16 protein-coding genes are annotated in these 18,512 nt (G+C 70.4%); 10 read left to right on the forward strand and 6 right to left on the reverse strand.

Going from position 1 to position 18,512, the window contains the following annotated elements; genetic code table 11:
* Window positions 1–5: 5 nt before the first annotated feature.
* Window positions 6–1,463: an MFS transporter gene (locus tag O1W71_RS06345; RefSeq protein ID WP_269267030.1), complete on the reverse strand. Its 1,458-nt coding sequence runs from the start codon at window positions 1,461–1,463 to the stop codon at window positions 6–8.
* A gap of 113 nt (window positions 1,464–1,576) precedes the next feature.
* Complete coding sequence (locus O1W71_RS06350; RefSeq protein WP_114589032.1) at window positions 1,577–2,296, reverse strand: response regulator transcription factor; 720 nt, start codon at window positions 2,294–2,296, stop codon at window positions 1,577–1,579.
* A 329-nt stretch (window positions 2,297–2,625) separates the two neighbouring features.
* On the opposite strand from O1W71_RS06350, the gene dnaK reads away from it, so the two are divergent.
* The 5 genes from dnaK to O1W71_RS06375 all read left to right on the forward strand — a co-directional run bounded on the left by dnaK (window position 2,626) and on the right by O1W71_RS06375 (window position 7,730).
* Window positions 2,626–4,494 (forward strand): molecular chaperone DnaK, encoded by a 1,869-nt coding sequence (gene dnaK / locus O1W71_RS06355; RefSeq protein ID WP_269267032.1) that lies wholly within the window; start codon window positions 2,626–2,628, stop codon window positions 4,492–4,494.
* Between the two features lie 2 nt (window positions 4,495–4,496).
* A complete protein-coding gene (locus O1W71_RS06360) occupies window positions 4,497–5,114 on the forward strand; it encodes a nucleotide exchange factor GrpE (RefSeq protein ID WP_269267033.1) in 618 nt (205 codons plus the stop codon).
* Window positions 5,115–5,125: 11 nt separating this feature from the next.
* Window positions 5,126–6,130, forward strand: a complete 1,005-nt coding sequence (locus tag O1W71_RS06365) for a DnaJ C-terminal domain-containing protein (RefSeq protein ID WP_112616079.1) — start codon at window positions 5,126–5,128, stop codon at window positions 6,128–6,130.
* A gap of 92 nt (window positions 6,131–6,222) precedes the next feature.
* Window positions 6,223–6,672, forward strand: a complete 450-nt coding sequence (locus O1W71_RS06370; RefSeq protein WP_269267034.1) for a heat shock protein transcriptional repressor HspR — start codon at window positions 6,223–6,225, stop codon at window positions 6,670–6,672.
* A gap of 173 nt (window positions 6,673–6,845) precedes the next feature.
* On the forward strand, window positions 6,846–7,730 hold the full coding sequence (locus O1W71_RS06375; protein ID WP_269267035.1) for a hypothetical protein: 885 nt from the start codon (window positions 6,846–6,848) through the stop codon (window positions 7,728–7,730).
* A gap of 85 nt (window positions 7,731–7,815) precedes the next feature.
* On the opposite strand, the gene O1W71_RS06380 is transcribed toward O1W71_RS06375, so the two are convergent.
* Complete coding sequence (locus O1W71_RS06380) at window positions 7,816–8,409, reverse strand: hypothetical protein (protein WP_269267036.1); 594 nt, start codon at window positions 8,407–8,409, stop codon at window positions 7,816–7,818.
* A 251-nt stretch (window positions 8,410–8,660) separates the two neighbouring features.
* Here O1W71_RS06380 and O1W71_RS06385 point away from each other — a divergent pair, with 251 nt between their 5' ends.
* From O1W71_RS06385 to O1W71_RS06405, 5 genes are all read left to right on the forward strand, one after another.
* Complete coding sequence (locus O1W71_RS06385) at window positions 8,661–9,809, forward strand: glycosyltransferase (protein ID WP_439117189.1); 1,149 nt, start codon at window positions 8,661–8,663, stop codon at window positions 9,807–9,809.
* Window positions 9,810–9,811: 2 nt separating this feature from the next.
* A complete protein-coding gene (locus O1W71_RS06390; protein ID WP_112616087.1) occupies window positions 9,812–10,918 on the forward strand; it encodes a glycosyltransferase in 1,107 nt (368 codons plus the stop codon).
* Window positions 10,919–11,179: 261 nt separating this feature from the next.
* The gene (locus O1W71_RS06395; protein WP_269267038.1) at window positions 11,180–12,178 is read left to right on the forward strand and encodes a helix-turn-helix domain-containing protein; all 999 of its coding nucleotides are present in this window, start codon (window positions 11,180–11,182) and stop codon (window positions 12,176–12,178) included.
* A gap of 64 nt (window positions 12,179–12,242) precedes the next feature.
* The gene (locus O1W71_RS06400) at window positions 12,243–14,471 is read left to right on the forward strand and encodes an ATP-dependent Clp protease ATP-binding subunit (RefSeq protein ID WP_269267039.1); all 2,229 of its coding nucleotides are present in this window, start codon (window positions 12,243–12,245) and stop codon (window positions 14,469–14,471) included.
* A gap of 79 nt (window positions 14,472–14,550) precedes the next feature.
* Window positions 14,551–15,375, forward strand: coding sequence for a UbiA family prenyltransferase (locus O1W71_RS06405; protein ID WP_269267040.1), 825 nt, complete (start codon window positions 14,551–14,553; stop codon window positions 15,373–15,375).
* A gap of 4 nt (window positions 15,376–15,379) precedes the next feature.
* Here the strand turns inward: O1W71_RS06405 and O1W71_RS06410 are convergent, their stop codons facing one another.
* The 3 genes from O1W71_RS06410 to O1W71_RS06420 are packed head-to-tail and all read right to left on the reverse strand — an operon-like array spanning window position 15,380 to window position 18,421.
* The gene (locus O1W71_RS06410; protein ID WP_269267041.1) at window positions 15,380–16,537 is read right to left on the reverse strand and encodes an FAD-dependent oxidoreductase; all 1,158 of its coding nucleotides are present in this window, start codon (window positions 16,535–16,537) and stop codon (window positions 15,380–15,382) included.
* On the reverse strand, window positions 16,530–17,228 hold the full coding sequence (locus O1W71_RS06415; RefSeq protein ID WP_269267042.1) for a methyltransferase domain-containing protein: 699 nt from the start codon (window positions 17,226–17,228) through the stop codon (window positions 16,530–16,532). The genes O1W71_RS06410 and O1W71_RS06415 overlap by 8 nt, the downstream gene beginning before the upstream one ends.
* Entirely contained in the window at window positions 17,219–18,421 is a 1,203-nt protein-coding gene (locus tag O1W71_RS06420) for a type III polyketide synthase (protein ID WP_269267044.1), read from the reverse strand. Before O1W71_RS06420 ends, O1W71_RS06415 begins: the two co-directional genes overlap by 10 nt.
* Between the last annotated feature and the right edge of the window lie 91 nt (window positions 18,422–18,512).

Below are 18,512 nucleotides of genomic sequence, written 5' to 3' on the forward strand. Positions count from 1 at the left end.
CCCGGTCAGCGGATGCCGGCCTGCTTCGGCAGTCGAACGAAGAGCAGCAGCACCAGCCCGAAGAGCAACACGACGGCGATGCCCAGCACGCCCCAGATGATGCTGCCGAACCAGGCGATGAACAACGACCACATGGCGGGCGAGAGGAAGCTCGCGACGCGTCCCGTCGTGGCGTAGAGGCCGAAGATCTCGCCCTGCATCCCCGGGGGCGTCACCCGGGCGAGCAGCGAGCGGCTCGCGGCCTGAGCCGGCCCCACGCAGCCCGAGAGGATGAGCCCGGCGATCCAGAAGACGATCGAGCCGGCGTCTCGCAGGACGAACAGCAGCACCGCGACGGCGATGAGACCCGACAGGGTGGCCACAATCACGGAGCGCGCGCCGAAGCGATCATCGAATCGCCCCGCGACGATCGTCGAGGCACCGGCCACGAGGTTCGCGGCGATGCCGAAGATCATGACCTCGGTCGCCGAGAACCCGAAGGCGCGTGCGGCGAGCACCCCGCCGAACGCGAAGACGCCCGCGAGCCCGTCGCGGTAGACGGCGCTCGCGAGCAAGAACCAGAACGTCGGGCGTTCGGTGCGATAGAGGCGGACGATGTCCGTGACGAGGTGGGCGTAGGCGGCGAAGAAGCCGATCTTCTCGGTGTCGTGCGGCGCCGTTCGTTCGGGCACGTTCAGCAGCAGGGGGATGGCGAAGACGATGGTCCACACGCCGCAGCCCACGGCGATGAGCCGGTAGGCGAGGCCGTTGCTCGTGTCCATCCCGAACCAGTCGGCGAAGGTGAGCACGACCACCAGCGCGAGCGCGATGATGCCGCCGATGTATCCGAGCCCCCAGCCCAGGCCGCTGACCCGGCCGATCGTGCGAGGTGTCGAGACCTCCACGAGCATGGCGTTGTAGTTGACGCCCGCGATCTCGGAGACGACGGCGCCGAGCGAGAGGACGATCGCGCCGTACCAGAAGAAGGCCGGGTCGGCGAAGGTGAAGAACAGCGCGAACTGCAGCAGTGCGAGCACCACGGTGAAGACCCCGAGCCAGCGCTTCTTCCGTCCCGACCGGTCGGCGGTCTGGCCGAGCACCGGGGCGAGGAGCAGGATGAGGATGCCGGCGGCCGTCGAGGCGACGCCGTACCCGCTCGCCAGTTCGGCGAGTGCCGCCTCCTTGACCGGGTCGGTGTCGGGCAGTGCCGCGATGTCGGCGGGAAGGAACGAGTCCGACACGAGGAACAGCGACGCGAACACGAACGTGAGGATGACGGAGTTGAACGGCTGCGTCGCCCAGTCCCACAGCGCCCACGAGACGACGGCCTTCCGGGGGACCGGCTGCTCGTCGACATCGCGACCCTGCATGGCGGCGATGCGTCCGAGCGCCTGCGTGTCGGCTGCGGTCGGCGGCGCGGGCACGCCGCGCGCGGAAGACATCGGGGAGCTGGGCCCACGGGGCGGATCGGTCTCGGGTGACATGCCGGGCACGCTAGAACCTCTCCGTGAACACTCGGTGCCGCCGGCCGGCGGCGTCACGTCGCGTCATCGCGACGGGGCCAGCGTATCCGTCGGGAAGGGGGTCGACGCCCTTTTCAGTCGCGACGCGCGAACCGATAGCCGATGCCGCGCACCGTCTCGATCCAGCGGCCGGTCCGGCCGTCGTCGCCGAGCTTGCGGCGCAGGTTCATCAGGTGGACCTCGACCGCGTGAAGGTCGTGGGGGCTGACGTGCTCGCCGTGCGCGCCGCTCTGCCGTCGGAGCATGAGCGCGATCCACGCTTTCTCGACGACGTCACCGGGACGCTGCATCAGGGCCTGCAGGACATCGAACTCGGAACGCGTCAGATCGAGGGAGCGTCCGTCGAGCTCGACGCGGCGCGAGCCGGGGCTCAGTCGCAGGCCGCCGGCTTCGAGCCATGCGCCCGGTGCCGCCTCGTTCGCCTGGAGCGTCCGCGGGCGTCGCATGAGGGCGTCGATGCGGGCCCGGAGCTCGTAGGGGCGCCAGGGCTTGATGACGTAGTCGTCGGCGCCGCTGCGGAATCCCTCGACGGTCGCCGTCTCGTCGTCGACGGCACTGATGATCAGCACGTATCCGTCGTAGAAGGCGCGGATGCGGCGGACCGCCTCGAACCCGTCGATGCCGTCGAGCTTGACGTCGACGGTGGTCAGGTCTGGACGCACGGCGCGCACCGCGTTGACGCCGGCATGCCCGTCTGCGAAAGCGTGTACGGCGAAGCCGTGCTGCTCGAGGGTCTGGGTGAGCAGGCTACGGAGGTCGTCGTCATCCTCGATCACGACAGCGGTGCGGGTCATGGTCGTCTCCGGGCGCGACGCAACGCTCGACGACCGCCCATTGCGGGTCCGAGGTCGACGAGAGGCGAGTTCGGGATCACGCTTCTTGTCATGGGTGGACTCAACATATAGCGCGCCCCTGGGAGGAACCGATGATCGCGCCTCAGTCTTTCTCAGGTTTGGCTCAGGCGCACGAAATCGTGCAGCGAGGCGCGACACGCAACTTGATACGCCTTGACTCAAGTTCGCTTGACACCATTTTGGGCCGGGAGTACAGTTGAGTCATCGCGGCTCAGGTTGGGCCGCCGCAGACTTCAGATCCATCAGAACCGCAAGTAAGGAGACAACTCATGGCACGTGCAGTGGGTATCGACCTGGGCACGACGAACTCCGTCGTGGCCGTCCTCGAGGGCGGCGAGCCCAAGGTCATCGCCAACGCCGAAGGGCTCCGTACGACCCCCTCGGTCGTCGCGTTCACCAAGGACGGCGAGGTACTCGTCGGTGAGACCGCCAAGCGGCAGGCCGTCACCAACGTCGACCGCACGCTGACCTCGGTCAAGCGTCACATGGGCACCGACTGGAAGACCCAGGCGATCGACGGCAAGGCGTATACGCCGCAGGAGATCTCGGCCCGTATCCTCCAGAAGCTCAAGCGCGACGCCGAGCAGTACCTCGGCGACACGGTGACCGACGCCGTCATCACGGTCCCCGCGTACTTCAACGACGCCGAGCGTCAGGCGACGAAGGAGGCCGGCGAGATCGCGGGCCTGAACGTCCTGCGCATCATCAACGAGCCCACTGCGGCCGCCCTGGCCTACGGGCTCGACAAGGGCAAGGAGGACGAGCTCATCCTCGTCTTCGACCTCGGTGGCGGAACCTTCGACGTCTCGCTCCTCGAAGTGGGCAAGGACGACGACTTCTCGACCATCCAGGTGCGCGCCACCGCCGGTGACAACCGCCTCGGCGGTGACGACTGGGACCAGCGCATCGTCGAGTACCTGATCAAGCAGTTCAAGGACACGACCGGTGTCGACGTCTCCGGCGACAAGATCGCCCTGCAGCGCCTCAAGGAGGCTGCGGAGCAGGCGAAGAAGGAGCTCTCGAGCTCGCAGTCGACGTCGATCAACCTGCCGTACCTCTCGCTGACCGACTCGGGCCCCGTCTCGCTGTCCGAGACGCTCTCGCGTGCCAAGTTCGAGGACCTCACCAAGGACCTGCTCGACCGCACGAAGAAGCCCTTCGAGGACGTTATCCGTGAGGCCGGCATCAAGGTCGGCGACATCGACCACGTCGTGCTCGTGGGTGGTTCCACCCGCATGCCCGCCGTCTCGGAGCTCGTGAAGAAGGAAGCCGGCAAGGAGCCCAACAAGGGCGTGAACCCGGACGAGGTCGTCGCCGTCGGCGCCGCCCTGCAGGCCGGTGTCCTCAAGGGCGAGCGCAAGGATGTCCTCCTCATCGACGTCACCCCCCTGAGCCTCGGCATCGAGACCAAGGGCGGCATCATGACGAAGCTCATCGAGCGCAACACCGCCATCCCGACCAAGCGCAGCGAGACCTTCACGACCGCCGACGACAACCAGCCGTCGGTCGCGATCCAGGTCTTCCAGGGTGAGCGCGACTTCACGCGCGACAACAAGCCGCTCGGCACGTTCGAGCTCACCGGCATCGCACCGGCGCCCCGCGGCATCCCGCAGGTCGAGGTCACCTTCGACATCGACGCGAACGGCATCGTGCACGTCTCGGCGAAGGACAAGGGCACCGGCAAGGAGCAGTCGATGACGATCACCGGCGGCTCGTCGCTGCCCAAGGACGACATCGAGCGCATGGTGCGCGAGGCCGAGGAGCACGCGGCCGAGGACAAGAAGCGCCGCGAGGCCGCCGAGGTCCGCAACCAGGCCGAGACCCTCTCGTACTCGATCGAGAAGCTGATCGCCGACAACGCCGACAAGCTCCCGGAGGACGTCAAGTCCGAGGTCCAGGGCGATGTCGACGCGCTGAAGACCGCACTCGCGGGCGACGACGACGACGCGGTGAAGACCGCGTTCGACAAGCTCAACGCATCGCAGGGCAAGCTCGGCGAGGCCATCTACGCGCAGGGTCAGGCCGACCAGGCGCAGGGCGCCCCGGCCGACGCTCCGACCGGCGACGCCGGCGCGACGGCATCCGATGAGGACGTCGTCGACGCCGAGGTCGTCGAAGACGAGGAAGACAAGAAGTAATCATGACCGACAAGGACTTCGAAGAGCCGCACGGCGATGACGAGGTCCTCGGCGAGGAGGGGTCGGACGCCCAGGCGTCCGGCCCCGACGCGCACGGGGCCCCCGGAGCATCGGATGCCGCGGCTGCGGACGACGAACTGACCATCGACGACATCCTCGGCGCGACCCAGTCCGACGAGGCCGCCGTCGCGGAAGCACCCGCCGAAGAGCACGACCTGCTGCTCGACCTCAAGCGGGTGCAGGCCGAGTACGCCAACTACCGTCGGCGTACCGAGGACCAGCGCGAGGCTGAGATCGAGCGCGCCAAGGGCTCGGTCGCGAAGGGCCTGCTGCCCGTGCTCGACGACCTTGACCGTGCCGACAAGCACGGCGACCTCGTCGAGGGATCGCCGCTCGCGGTGATCGCGGACAAGCTCCGCGGGGTGGTGGCGCGACTGGGCGTCGAGTCCTACGGCGCCGCCGGCGACGCGTTCGACCCGCAGCAGCACGAGGCGATCTTCCAGGCGCCCACCCCGGGCACGGCCGAGCCGACGATCCTCGAGGTCGTCGAGGTCGGCTACCGCCTCGGCAGCATCGAGCTGCGTCCGGCGAAGGTCGTCGTCGCCGTGCCGGCCGAATAGGAGGCAACGACATGGCCAGTCAGGACTGGTTCGACAAGGACTTCTACAAGGTGCTGGGCGTCTCCAAAGACGTCTCCGACACCGACCTGAAGAAGACCTACCGCAAGCTCGCGCGCAAGTACCACCCCGACTCGACGCAGGGAGACCCCGCGGCCGAGGCGAAGTTCAAGGAGATCAGCGAGGCGTACTCCGTGCTCTCCGACAAGGAGCAGCGCGCGGAGTACGACCAGATCCGGGCGATGGGGTCGGGCAGTGCCCGCTTCACCGCGGGTGGCCAGGGCGCCGGTGGCTTCGAGGACGTCTTCAGCGCCTTCAACCAGGGTGCGCGAGGCGGTGCCGGAGCCCGCGGCGCGGACTTCGACGACATCTTCGCGATGTTCAACCAGCAGACGGGGCGGTCGAGCCGCTTCGGGTCGGGCGGCTTCGGCCGCTCGACCGGGGGCTTCCAGGGCTTCGGCGGCCCGCAGCGCGGTGCGGACGTCACCGCACGGACGACGCTCGACTTCGCCACCGCGGTCCGCGGTGACACCGTCACGCTCCAGGGCGAGGACGGCAAGCCGTTCAAGGTGAAGATTCCGGCGGGCGTGAAGGACGGGCAGAAGATCCGGCTCCGCGGTCGCGGGCGTCCGTCGCCGGACGGCGGTGAATCGGGTGACATCGTCGTGAGCGTCACGGTCCGGCCGCACCCGGTCTTCACGCGAGACGGACTCAACCTGCGCGTGGTGGTCCCGGTGACCTTCACCGAGGCCGCCCTCGGCGCCACGATCGAGGTGCCGACGCTGGGCGGCGACCCCGTCAAGCTCCGGGTCGCGCCCGGCACCCCGTCGGGCCGCGTCCTGCGGGTCAAGGGGCGCGGCGTGAGCACGTCGAAGGGCACGGGCGATCTGCTGGCCGAGGTCCAGGTCGCCGTTCCCGCGCACCTCGACGAGGAGGCCCGAGCGGCCCTCGAACGATTCGCGGAGGTCGAGCCCCGCGAGAATCCCCGCGCCGACCTGATGAACAAGGCGCGCGGCTGACACACCCGTGTCGACCCGCCGCATCCGGCCTTCTACGGGCGGACGCGGCGGGTCGCGGGGTGACACTCACGACGCCCAGGAGGTGACCAACCATGGCCGAAGACGACATCGACGAGGACGCCCCGATCTTCGCGATCGCGGCCGCGGCGGAGCTCGCGGCCATGCACGCGCAGACCCTCCGGCAGTACGACCGGCTGGGCCTCGTGGTGCCCGGGCGCACGCAGGGAGGGTCGCGTCGATACTCGCTGCGCCACATTCGGCAGCTGCGAGAAGTGGCGCGGATGTCGGCGGAAGGCATCAGCCTGCCTGCCATCGCACGCATCCTGGAGCTCGAGAACGAGGTCGCGGGACTCCGCCGCGAGGTGCGGGACCTCGAGCAGCGTCTGCGCGACGAGATGCAGCAGCGCCCCGGCGCGCGGGTGTTCGCCGCCGGCGCCACGGGTGCCGTCGTGACCCTGCGTCACGGTGCGCGCGTGCGCCGGGCCACCGAGGTCGTGCTCTACCGCCGCCCGTCCGACCCGCCCGCGTCCGCGCAGCCGTAGCCGACCCGACGCAAAGGGGCGTTATCCGACGCGCGGACCGACCATTCGGGTCGGTTCGCGCGTGTGGCGGGGATGTGCGCAGGGGGTCCTGCACAGGCGGGGCGACGGAGATCGGATGTCGAACGGGCTGGGGAGAGCTCGGGGTGGGTGCGGGGGGCCGACAGCCTGGACGGGTGGCACGCACTCCTGCTGAACTCCCCGAGGCGCTGCCGGGTGCCTTCTCGGTCGGGACGGCGCGCGCGACCGGCGTGACGCGCGGCAGACTCCGTTCAGCCGACCTGGCCGCGCCCTTCCACAGCATCCGCTCGCGTGCGCCCGTGACGGACGTGCGCGCGCTGGTGACCGCTTATCTGCCGAAACTGCGCGCGGGCGAGCACATCAGTCATGCCACGGCAGTGGCTCTCGTCGGCGGCTGGATCCCCGAGCGGCTGCGCGCGCAGGTGGATGTCGCAGCGCCGCGACCGCTCGGGCGTGCCCGTGGTGCCGGGGTGCGCGGGCACGAAGCTGCCGCGGCGAGTCTGTGGCGATTCGGACCCGTTCCGATCGCGCACCCGGCCGTCGCCTGGTGCCAATCGGCCGAGCTCATGGACGAACGCGAGCTCGTCATCGCGGCAGACTCCCTCATGCGCAGGCATGATCCTGTCTTGTCGATCGAGCAGCTCCGTGGAGCGGTGACGAAGTGGTCCGGTCGGCGCGGCGTACGCGCGCTCCGACTCGCGTACGAACGTTGCCGGGAACGCACCGACTCGGTTGCGGAGACGGAGCTGCGTCTTGACGCCGAAGACCTCGGAATGACCACCTTCGAGGTCAACGCGGTCATCCGCGATGAGGCCGGGCGCTTCGTGGCCTATGGCGACCTCGTCGACGTCGAGCGGCGCGTGCTCCTGGAGTACGACGGTCAGCAGCACCGGCTCGACGACGCGCAGTACGGCCGCGACGTCGACCGCCTCGACGACCTCGCTCGCCTCGGCTGGCGCGTCATCCGGGTGAACAGGACCCACCGCGGTGCGCGGCGGCGAGCCATTCTCCTCCGCGCGCGCGAGGCGTTGGCCCGCTGACCCCCGCCCTCCGCAACTCTGAGCCCAACCGACACGAAAGGTCGCTCCGGCCGGTGATCGGCGACGCTTTGCGTCGGGTCGGCGATCAGGCGGGGGGGAGGCGGAGCGTGTTGGCGGACTCGTCGAGGGTCAGGTCGTCGACGACGCGGAGCGAGCGGGCGAGGTGATCGAGCTCCTCCAGAACCGTCCCCACGCGCTCGCGGTCGCTGCACACGGCCGACAGCGTGACGAGATGGGTTCCCGTGTCCCAGGTGTACGAGACGAACGGGGGAGTCCGCGGGTCAGGCGGCAGCGTCATGACGAGCTTCTCGCCCGCCCCGAGGTAGGGGGAGCGGAAGTCCTCGGTGTCGTCGTACTCCATCGGCATCATCGCTCGCGCGGTGCGCACCTGCGGGGTCGCCTCCTGAATCTGCGCGAGGACGACGAGCAGCTCGGGGTCGGCCTTCCACATCCAGGCCCGCACCCGACCGTTCGCGCGCCGCATGAGCATCGGCACCGCCTGGCTCGCGGCCCACGCGGCGAAGCGTCCACCGGGGCGGGGCGCCGCTCCTGTCGCGGCATTCGCCTGGCTCAGCAGCATCCCGATCGCGCGCTTGCGAGCGCTGCGTCCGGAGAATCCGAACGATTCGGTGACGGCAACCCAGCGGGCGGGATCGGCATCGGCTTCGAGTCGGGCCATGACCCCAGCCTAGGGATGCCGCCTGGGTGCGCGCGGGGCGTCGCGTGCAGCACCCGACGCGGCCCGAGCCGGTTTCCCCCAACGCCGTGCCGCCTCCCGGGAGCCCCTATACCGCTCGGGTAAGCTCGGGGCCGCCGCGTCGGCCACAGCCGGCGGCACGCCGCCGTACAGATTGGGCCTGACCCGTGACCGAATCCACGACGACCGAGGGTGTTCCCGCCGAGAGTTCTCGCGCGCCCCTGACCATCGTGATGGGCGCCGACACCTTCGCCCCCGATGTCAACGGAGCCGCCCGTTTCGCCGAACGCCTCTCCGCCGGCCTCGCCGCCCGCGGTCACGACGTGCACGTCGTGACGCCCAGCGTGAAGCACTCGCAGTCGGGAGTCTTCACCGAGAACATCGAGGGCGCCGACCTCACCGTCCACCGCCTCCCCGGGTGGCGCTGGTACCCGCACGACTGGCTGCGTTTCGTGCTGCCCTGGCGCTCGAAGCACTACGCCCGGCGCGTGCTCGACTCGGTCAAGCCCGACGTCGTCCACAGCCAGTCGCACATCGTCATCGGCCGCGGACTCACGCGCGAGGCGAAGAAGCGCGGCATCCCCGTCGTCGCGACCAACCACGTCATGGCCGAGAACGTCATCGACTTCACGACGCTGCCGCCGTTCCTCGACAAGATCATCATCAAGCTCTGCTGGGACGACGCCAAGCGCACGTTCCTGATGTCGCGCGCCGTGACCACCCCGACGCGCAAGGCCGCGCAGTTCCTCGAGGACACAATCGACATCTCGGGCGTCATCCCGATCAGCTGCGGCATCGACAAGCGCAACTACACCCCCGACCTGACTCCGCGCGAGCACCGCCGCATCCTGTTCGTCGGGCGCCTCACGACCGAGAAGCACGTCGAGGTCACCCTGAAGGCCGTCGCCAAGCTCGCCCCCGAGCTGGACGTCCATTTCGACATCGTCGGCGGCGGCGACCAGCGTCGGAATCTCGAGCAGACCGCGCAGCAGCTCGGCATCACCGACCGCGTCACGTTCTATGGGCGCACCGACGAGGCCGACCTCCGCGCGGCATACACGCGGGCCGACGTCTTCGCGATCGCCTCGATCGCCGAGCTGCAGTCGATCGCGACGATGGAGGCCATGGCCTCGGGCCTGCCCGTCGTGGCGGCGGATGCCGTCGCCCTTCCGCACCTCGTCCAATCGGGTGTGAACGGATACCTCTTCGAGCCCGGCAACGTCGACGACCTCGCCGACAAGCTGCGGCGCGTGCTGACCGCCTCTCCCGAGGAGTACCTGCGGATGCAGCAGGCCTCACTCGACGGCGTCGAGATCCACGACATCGAGCGCACTCTCGACACCTTCGAGAAGCTCTACCGCGGCGAGCCGCTCGACGCCTGACGATGCGGCTCTTCTTCGACGCGCGCTACATCCGCACCGATTTCCACGACGGCATCAGCCGCTTCTCCCATGAGCTCGCCCACGCGCTGTTCGCGGCGGCGCCCGCCGAGGGTGTCGAGGTCACGTTCATCGTGCACGACCCCGCGCAGCTGCCGTTCCTCCCGGCAGGGGCGCCGCACGTCACGCTGCACGCGCCGACCTCCATGCTCGAGCCGTTCGCGGCGCTGCGGCTGAACCGGCACCGACCCGACGTCGTCTACTCGCCGATGCAGACGATCGGGGCCCTCGGTCGGCGGTTCGCGCTGATCCTCACGCTGCACGACACGATCTACTACCGGCACCGCACACCGCCCCGCGATCTGCCGTGGTTCGTGCGCTTGGGCTGGCGGCTCTTCCACCTCTCGTATGCGCCGCAGCGGGCGACGCTGAACGCCGCAGACGTCGTCGCGACGGTCAGCGAGACGAGCAAGCGTCAGTTCGCCGACGTCAAGCTGACCAAGCGCGAGGTGGTGGTGCTGCCCAACGCTCCGCAGCGTCTCGCCGAGCTGGCGCCCGCGACGGCCATGCCCGGGGCTGCGAAGCCGCAGAACATCGTCTACATGGGCTCGTTCATGCCCTACAAGAACGTCGAGACGCTCGTCCGCGCGATGCAGTGGCTGCCCGGCCGCACGCTGCACCTGCTGAGTCGGATCTCCGACGGTCGACGCGCCGAGCTCGAGGAGCTCGCGCCCGCCGGTGCCCGCATCATCTTCCACGGCGGAGTGACGGATGCCGAGTACGCCGCGCTCCTCGCCGATGCGGGAATGCTCGCGACGCTCAGTCTCGACGAGGGGTACGGGCTGCCGATCGCGGAAGCCCTGGCGCTCGGGGTGCCCGCGGTGGTCAGCGACATGGCGATCTTCCATGAGGTCGGCGGCGACGGCGCGCTCTACGTGCCGCCGCGCGACCCGCGAGCCTTCGCCGCGGCCGTCGAGTCACTCGATGACGATGCCGCCCGAGCGGCGCTCGTCGCGGCGGGTCGTGCGCACATCTCCCGATTCACCTGGGCGGAATCGGCGTCGCGACTGCTCGCGGCATCCCGTCGCGCCCGCGCGCGCCGCGACCGCTGACGGCGACCGCGCTCCGGCGCGGTGACCGCTCGCGCTCGCGGTGTGTGGGCGCCGATTCCTCCGCCGGCGGCACGCGTGTCGCATCGGTGGGGACGCGGCGGTAGCCGTCGCGTGCGACCACCGCGAGCGTGCCTGTCACGGCGGCGATCACGAGGAGGACGAGTGCGAGAAGAAGGATGTCGGAAGGCATGGCAGAAACGCTACGATGAGCGTTATCCTGCCGATGCTGGCGGATGAGACGGTATTCGGAGGAATCCTGCCATGCACACGGTCGCTTGCGTCGTCCAGCCCGGGTTCGCGCCCTTCGAGTTCGGTCTCGCGTGCGAGGCGTTCGGTCTCGACCGCAGTGACGAGGGCATCCCGAACTTGGACTTCCGGGTGGTGGCACCCGATCCCGGGGTGGTCCCCGCCAATCTCCCGTTCTCGCTCAACGTCGACGCGGGACTCGGGTTCGCCGACGAGGCCGATCTGGTCGTGATCACTCCCATCCCGCGCGAGACCTGGGACTCCGTGGATGAACGTGTCACAGCGGTCGTCCGACGTGCGGTCGAGCGCGGCGCATGGGTGCTCACCGTCTGCAGCGGAGCCTTCGTGGTCGCGGCATCCGGTGTGCTCGACGGCAAGCGCGCCACGACGCACTGGCGCTACGCCGAGACCATGGCGCAGATGTACCCGCGCATCGAGGTCGACCCCGACGTGCTGTACGTGCAGTCGGACCGGATCATCACGTCTGCGGGCACAGCGGCGGGGCTCGACGCCTGCCTGCACCTGCTGCGCATCGAGCTCGGGGCCGAGGCGGCGAACACGATCGCCCGGCGGATGGTCGTGCCGCCCCTCCGCGACGGTGGGCAGGCCCAGTTCATCGCGCGTCCGCTCCCCGAGGCGGCATCGCTGTCGCTCGCGCCCATCACCGACTGGATGATCGCGAACCTCGACCTCGATCTGTCCGTCGATCTGCTCGCGTCGCGCGCGCACATGTCGCCGCGGACGTTCGCGCGCCGATTCAAGGCCGATTACGGGACGACCCCGGCGGCGTGGCTCGGGCGGCAGCGGATCCTGCGGGCGCAGCGGCTGCTCGAGCGGACCGACCTCGGGCTCGACCAGATCGCGGCAGACAGTGGATTCGGCTCGGCCTCCGTCCTGCGGCAGAACTTCGCGCGAGCCCTCGGGCTCAGCCCCTCGGCGTACCGCGCCCGCTTCGCCTGTACGCCCGAGGCTGCGTCGGTGGCCGGGGCTGCGGCAGAGGCCGTAGCGTCCTGAACGACACGGTGATAAACTTGAGTCACACAGGCTCAAGTTTGAGCCGAGAGATTTCAGGAGAGATATGAACGCCACACAGCAGCCCGGACAGGAGGAGGCGCAGAGCGCCCTCGAGCAGTTCGGCATCAACCTCACCGACCGTGCCCGGCAGGGCAAGCTCGACCCGGTCATCGGGCGCGACAGCGAGATCCGCCGCGTCAGCCAGGTGCTCACCCGCCGCACGAAGAACAACCCCGTCCTCATCGGCGAGCCCGGCGTCGGCAAGACCGCTGTCGTCGAGGGCCTCGCTCAGCGCATCGTCGCGGGCGACGTCGCCGAGAGCCTCAAGAACAAAGAGCTCGTCTCGCTCGACATCTCCGCGCTCGTGGCCGGCGCCATGTACCGCGGTCAGTTCGAGGAGCGCCTGAAGAGCGTGCTCAAGGAGATCACCGAGTCCGACGGCCGCATCATCACCTTCATCGACGAGCTGCACGTGCTCATGGGCGCGGGCGGCGGCGAAGGCTCGGTCGCGGCATCCAACATGCTCAAGCCCATGCTCGCCCGCGGTGAGCTCCGCCTCATCGGTGCGACCACCCTCGACGAGTACCGCGAGTTCATCGAGAAGGATGCCGCGCTCGAGCGCCGCTTCCAGCAGGTCTACGTCGGCGAGCCGAGCGTCGAGGACACCATCGCCATCCTCCGCGGGCTCAAGGAGCGCTACGAGGCCCACCACAAGGTCGCCATCTCGGACGGTGCGCTCGTGGCCGCGGCATCCCTCTCGAACCGCTACATCCCAGCCCGCCAGCTGCCCGACAAGGCGATCGACCTGATCGATGAGGCCGCGTCGCGCCTGCGCATGGAGATCGACTCGGCGCCGCTCGAGATCGACGAGCTGCGCCGACACGTCGACCGGCTGAAGCTCGAGGAGCTCGCGCTCAAGAAGGAGAAGGATGCCGCCTCGCGCGAGCGTCTCGACGCCTTGCGCGCGACGCTGAAGGACGAGCAGCAGAAGCTCGACGAGCTGCAGGCGCGCTGGGAGCGCGAGCGGGCGTCGCTGAACCGCGTCGGTGACCTCAAGACGCGTCTCGACGCGGCTCGCGTCGAAGCCGAGCGCGCGCAGCGCGAGGGCAACCTCGAGAAGGCCTCGCGGCTTCTGTACGCCGAGATCCCGGCGCTCGAACGCGAGGTCGTCGAAGCGGAGCGCGCCGAGACCGCCGTCGACGGGCCCGAGCGGATGGTCAACGAACAGGTCACCGACGAGGACATCGCCGCCGTGATCGCCGCCTGGACCGGCATCCCCGTCGGGCGCCTGCTGCAGGGGGAGACCGAGAAGCTCGTGCGCCTCGAGTCCGAGCTCGGCAAGCGCCTCATCGGGCAGAAGACCGCCGTGAAGGCCGTCGCCGATGCCGTGCGTCGCTCGCGAGCGGGCATCAGCGACCCGAACCGGCCCACGGGCTCGTTCCTGTTCCTGGGGCCGACCGGTGTCGGCAAGACCGAGCTCGCCAAGGCTTTGGCCGAGTTCCTCTTCGACGACGAACACGCCATGGTGCGCATCGACATGTCGGAGTACGGCGAGAAGCACTCCGTGTCGCGGCTCGTCGGTGCCCCTCCCGGGTACATCGGCTACGAGCAGGGCGGCCAGCTCACCGAGGCCGTGCGCCGCCGCCCGTACTCCGTCGTGCTGCTCGACGAGGTCGAGAAGGCGCACCCCGAGGTCTTCGACGTGCTGCTGCAGGTCATGGACGACGGCCGCCTCACCGACGGCCAGGGCCGGACGGTCGACTTCCGCAACGTCATCCTGATCCTCACCTCGAACCTCGGATCGCCGATCCTCATCGACCCGACGCTGAGCCTCGAGCAGAAGCGCGAGCAGGTGCAGATCCTGCTGCGCCAGGCGTTCCGGCCCGAGTTCCTGAACCGTCTCGATGACACCGTCATGTTCGAGGCGCTGAGCCAGGACGACCTGGCGCAGATCGTCGAGCTCTCCGTCGACGCACTGCAGCGGCGCCTGAAGGACCGCCGCCTCTCGCTCGCCGTCACGCCCGACGCGCGCGCGTGGCTGGCCGAGCGCGGTTACGACCCGGTGTTCGGCGCCCGGCCGCTGCGCCGCCTCATCCAGTCCGAGATCCAGGACCGCCTCGCCATGGCCATCCTGTCGGGCGGGGTGCGCGACGGCGACATCGTCCGGGTCGACGTGGCCGCCGACGGCTCGGCGCTCGTGCTGACGAGTGCCGGTCCCGCGGCGGAGCCTGCCGCGCCGGCAGCCGCCGGAGGGGACGACGACGTGATCGAGGCCGAGCTGCTCGACGACTGATCGCGGCGGCGGCCTGCCCACGACGCCGAGGCGCGCAACCCCGTCGGAGCCGATGACCCTGACGTGAGAGTGTGGACGCATGCGTGCGATCCGGGCCCTGTGGGGCGCCTCACACCCGGGGCCCTCGGTCGTCGTGACGGCTCTGGCTCTGGCGCTCGGACTCGCGGCCGGGCTCGAGCCCTGGCGGCTCGCGGTGCTGGTGGCATCCGTGCTTTTCGGTCAGCTCTCGATCGGCATCTCCAACGACGCGATCGACCGTGAACGCGACCGCGCCGTCGGCCGCACCGACAAGCCTCTCGTCCGCGGTGAGGTCTCGAATCGTGCGGCCTGGATCGCGGCCGGGGGCTCCGCCGTCATCGCGCTCGCTCTCTCGGCGGCGCTCGGATGGGGGATGCTGCTCGCGCACGCCGTGACGATCGTGTCGGCCTGGTCGTACAACCTCGGGCTGAAGTCGACGCCGGTGTCGGTCGTGCCTTTCCTCGTGAGCTTCGGTCTCTTCCCCTCGCTGGCGACGCTCTCGTCACCCGATCCGACGCTCGCGGCGCCCTTCGCCGCCGTGGCGGGTGCTGCGCTCGGGGGGGCGGTGCACCTGACCAACGTCCTGCCCGACCTCGACGACGACCGCGACACCGGTGTGCGGGGGCTGCCGCATCGCCTCGGGGCGCCGGTGTCGATCATCATCGCTGTCGCCGGAATCGTCGTCGCCGCGATCGCCGTGCTCATCGGCGGGCGGAGCGAGGGAGTCCTGCCGTGGCTGTTCTTCGGCGTGGTGCTGGTGCTCGCGGTCGCGGTGGTGGTGCGGATGCGGCTCCGCGGTCCTGACCGCACCGGCTTCCGCCTCGTCATGGCCGCGGCTCTCGTGCTCGCCGCGCAGCTGGTGGTGGCTGCGGGCTCGTTGCGCTGAGAGCTCAGCGAGCAGCGGCGTCGAGCCCCATCGCATAGGCGTTCGGGACGAGCGAGCCGGTCGCGGCGAGGACGCCCCCGAGCATCCGAGTGCGCACGGCGTGCGCGCCCGCACTCACCGGGCGGCCGAGACGCATGTTGACCGCCGCCAGCCGGCCCGCCGTGCGGGCCGAACGCAGCCGATCGTGCTCCCATCGTGCGAGGGCAGCAGCGGGCTCGGTGCCGCTGCGGACCCAGGCAGCGAGCAGCGGCGCGAGGGTCGCCGCGTCGAGGAGGCCGAGGTTCATCCCCTGTCCTCCGATCGGGCTGATCTCGTGTGCGGTGTCGCCGATCACCGTCACCCGGCCGCGACGCAGGGCCGGTGCGAGCACACGTCGCACGCGGAACCCCGTTGCGTCGGTCAGTGCCTCTGCGGCATCCGTTTCGCCCCGCTCTCGCATCGCGGTGCGCAGCCGCCGCAGCCGCGCATCCGGCTCGTCGAACCCGCCGTCATCCTGCCCGGGCGGCTCGTCCCAGGCGACGAAGCGGCGTCGGCCTCCCGGCAGGGGGAAGGACTCGAGCACCCCCGCTCGCGCGAGGTGGACCACGGCGACGTCGGCACCGGGTCTCCCGGGGACGTCAGCGTCGCTCATGAGGTACCGGTCGGGATAGCTCGTGCGTCTCACGGCGTTCGGCCGGAACACGAGCTCGCGTGCGCCGACGCCTCCGGCGACCACGACGAGCGGCGCCGACAGTTCGCCGGCCCCGCGAGCACCGGACGTCTCGACCCGTACGTCGGCCGGCCCCGGTGTCACGCGGCTGACGGCGACCCCGCGCAGCGGCGACGGTGCACCGAACGCGAGAGCGCGCTCGGTGAGGGCCTGCGGGAGGGTGGCGACATACGGATGCCGCACCGACAGGCGATCGAATCGGATGACGCCGAGCAGTGTTCCGTCGCTGCGGGCCTCGCCGCGCGAGACACGGACCGCGTCCTCGAGGATGCGGTCGGTCGCACCGCCCTCCTCGAGCGCGGCGAGGACGGGAGCGTGCAGCCCGATCGCCCGCGACCCGTCGCCGCTGCGTTCGCGGCGCTCGAGCACCGTGACGTCGACACCCCGCCGCGTAAGCTCGGCCGCCAGCAGCATCCCCACCGGGCCGGCGCCGACGACGATGACGTCAGGCACGCCCCGCTCCCACGGCGAGCACGCGGAACGGTGCCGGTCGGACGACGTGCCACTCGCCGCGACCGGCCAGCGTCGTCCGCAGCTCTCGGGCACGGTAGCTGCGGCGGATCGAGCGCAGCCCGTCGGTGCGCAGGAAGGTCCCGTGCTGGACCGGCAGGATGGCCGCCGCGTAGAGCGCGTAGGCCGCGCGCCCCCGCTCGATGTCGGCGTGGAGCACGATTCCGCGCGACAGGGCGAGCGAGTCGGCAATGAAGGCGTCGAGCTCGGGCTCGCCGAGGTGGTGCAGCACGTGATTCGAGATGACGGCGTCGAAGCGCTCGCCGCTCGCGCGCAGTGCGGTCGAGTCGGTGCTGCGGAACTCGAGATCGGGCCGGCCGCGCTCACGTGCGACGGCGAGGGCGCGCGGGTCCGGGTCGATGCCGACCCAGCCGACGTCGAGGCCGTCGCGTTGCGCCAGCCGCGCCAGCCGGGCGGTGACGTCGCCACCGCCCGATCCGATGTCGAGGACCCGTGCGGGACGATCCAGGCGAGCCAGGGCGGGCCGCAGATGCCGCCGCCACACCGTTCCCCAGCCGCTCACGGCGCGATTGACGAGGTCAAAGCGGCGGAGCGTCTGCGCGAGGGCCTCCGGATCGCAGTGCGGGTCGTCCATCAGCTCGCGCAGCTCGACGTCGCGACGACTCAGGTCCACGATGCGACGGGTTCCGCCCGCACGGCATCCGTCGACGCTGTCTCCGCAACGCCGGTGTCGGCTCCAGCGGCGACTCCTGCCGTGAGGAGCGCGGCCTCCATCGTGAGTCCGGGGCCGAACGCGAGCGTCGCGATCGTCTCGCCGTCGCGCAGGGTGTCTGCGTCGAGGAGCGAGCGGAGGATGAAGAGGATCGTCGCGCTCGACATGTTCCCGTAGTCCCGCAGCACGGCACGCGATGCCGCGAGGGCATCCGACGGCAGGTCGAGGCCCGATTCGACGCGGTCGAGGACGGCTCGGCCGCCCGGGTGGACGGCCCACGTGTCGACCCGGCCGTCGCCGATCACCTCGGCCACCGCGGCGCGGATCTCGCGCCCGATGATGCGCGGCACCTCCGCCGTCAGCACCATCTCGAAGCCGGCGTCCCCGATCGTCCAGGTCATGTCGCGCTCACCGTCGTCGGTCACCGCGGTCGCGAACCGATCGAGGTCGAGCCACCGCTCTGCGCGACGCGCCGGGTCGGCGCTGACGACCGCCGCCGCGGCGCCGTCGGCGAACAGCGATGCCGCGAGGATCTGGTCGGGGTCGTCGGCAACCCGGAAGTGCAGGGTGCACAGCTCGGCGCAGACCACGAGCACGACGGCGTCGGGCTGGGCGGCGCACATGCGTGCCGCCGCCCGCAGTGCCGGGACGGCGGCCGCGCAGCCGATGAACCCCAGGTGGTAGCGCTCGACGGATGTCGGCAGGCCGAGGTCTCGGACGAGCCGGTAGTCGGGACCCGGCGCGTACATGCCGGTGCACGAGACGGTCACGACGTGAGTGATCTCCGCCGGCGCGACGGATGCCGCAGACAGGGCCTCCCGCGCCGCGCGCGCCGACAGCTCGGGGGCGAGGGCGATATAGGTGTCGTTGCGTGTGCCCGTCGAGGGCGAGAGCAGTGCCTCGTCGTCGGAGATGACGGGAAGGGCGGCCGGGCCGGCGGCATCCGATCCCGCGCCACCGGGATCGAGTGCCTCGGCGAAATCGGTCAGCACGGTGTGCCGGGTCTCGATGGCCGAGGCGTCGAACGCCGCACGGACCAGACGCTGCGACAGTCGTCCGATGCCGGGCTGCGCGGCGAAGAGGTCGCGCACGGCGTTCTGGTGAAGCACGGCCGGCGGCACGGCGGTGCCGATCGACAGGATGCGGGCGGTCATGCTTGACGATAACCGGCCCGCGGCCCCCGCGGCGCGGGGGTGTCGCACCTCACAGCCCTCGTCTATGGTGCGAGCGCCCCCGCGCGATGCC

This window comes from Microbacterium sp. H37-C3 (genome assembly GCF_027157935.1).
GTDB lineage: Bacteria > Actinomycetota > Actinomycetes > Actinomycetales > Microbacteriaceae > Microbacterium > Microbacterium plantarum.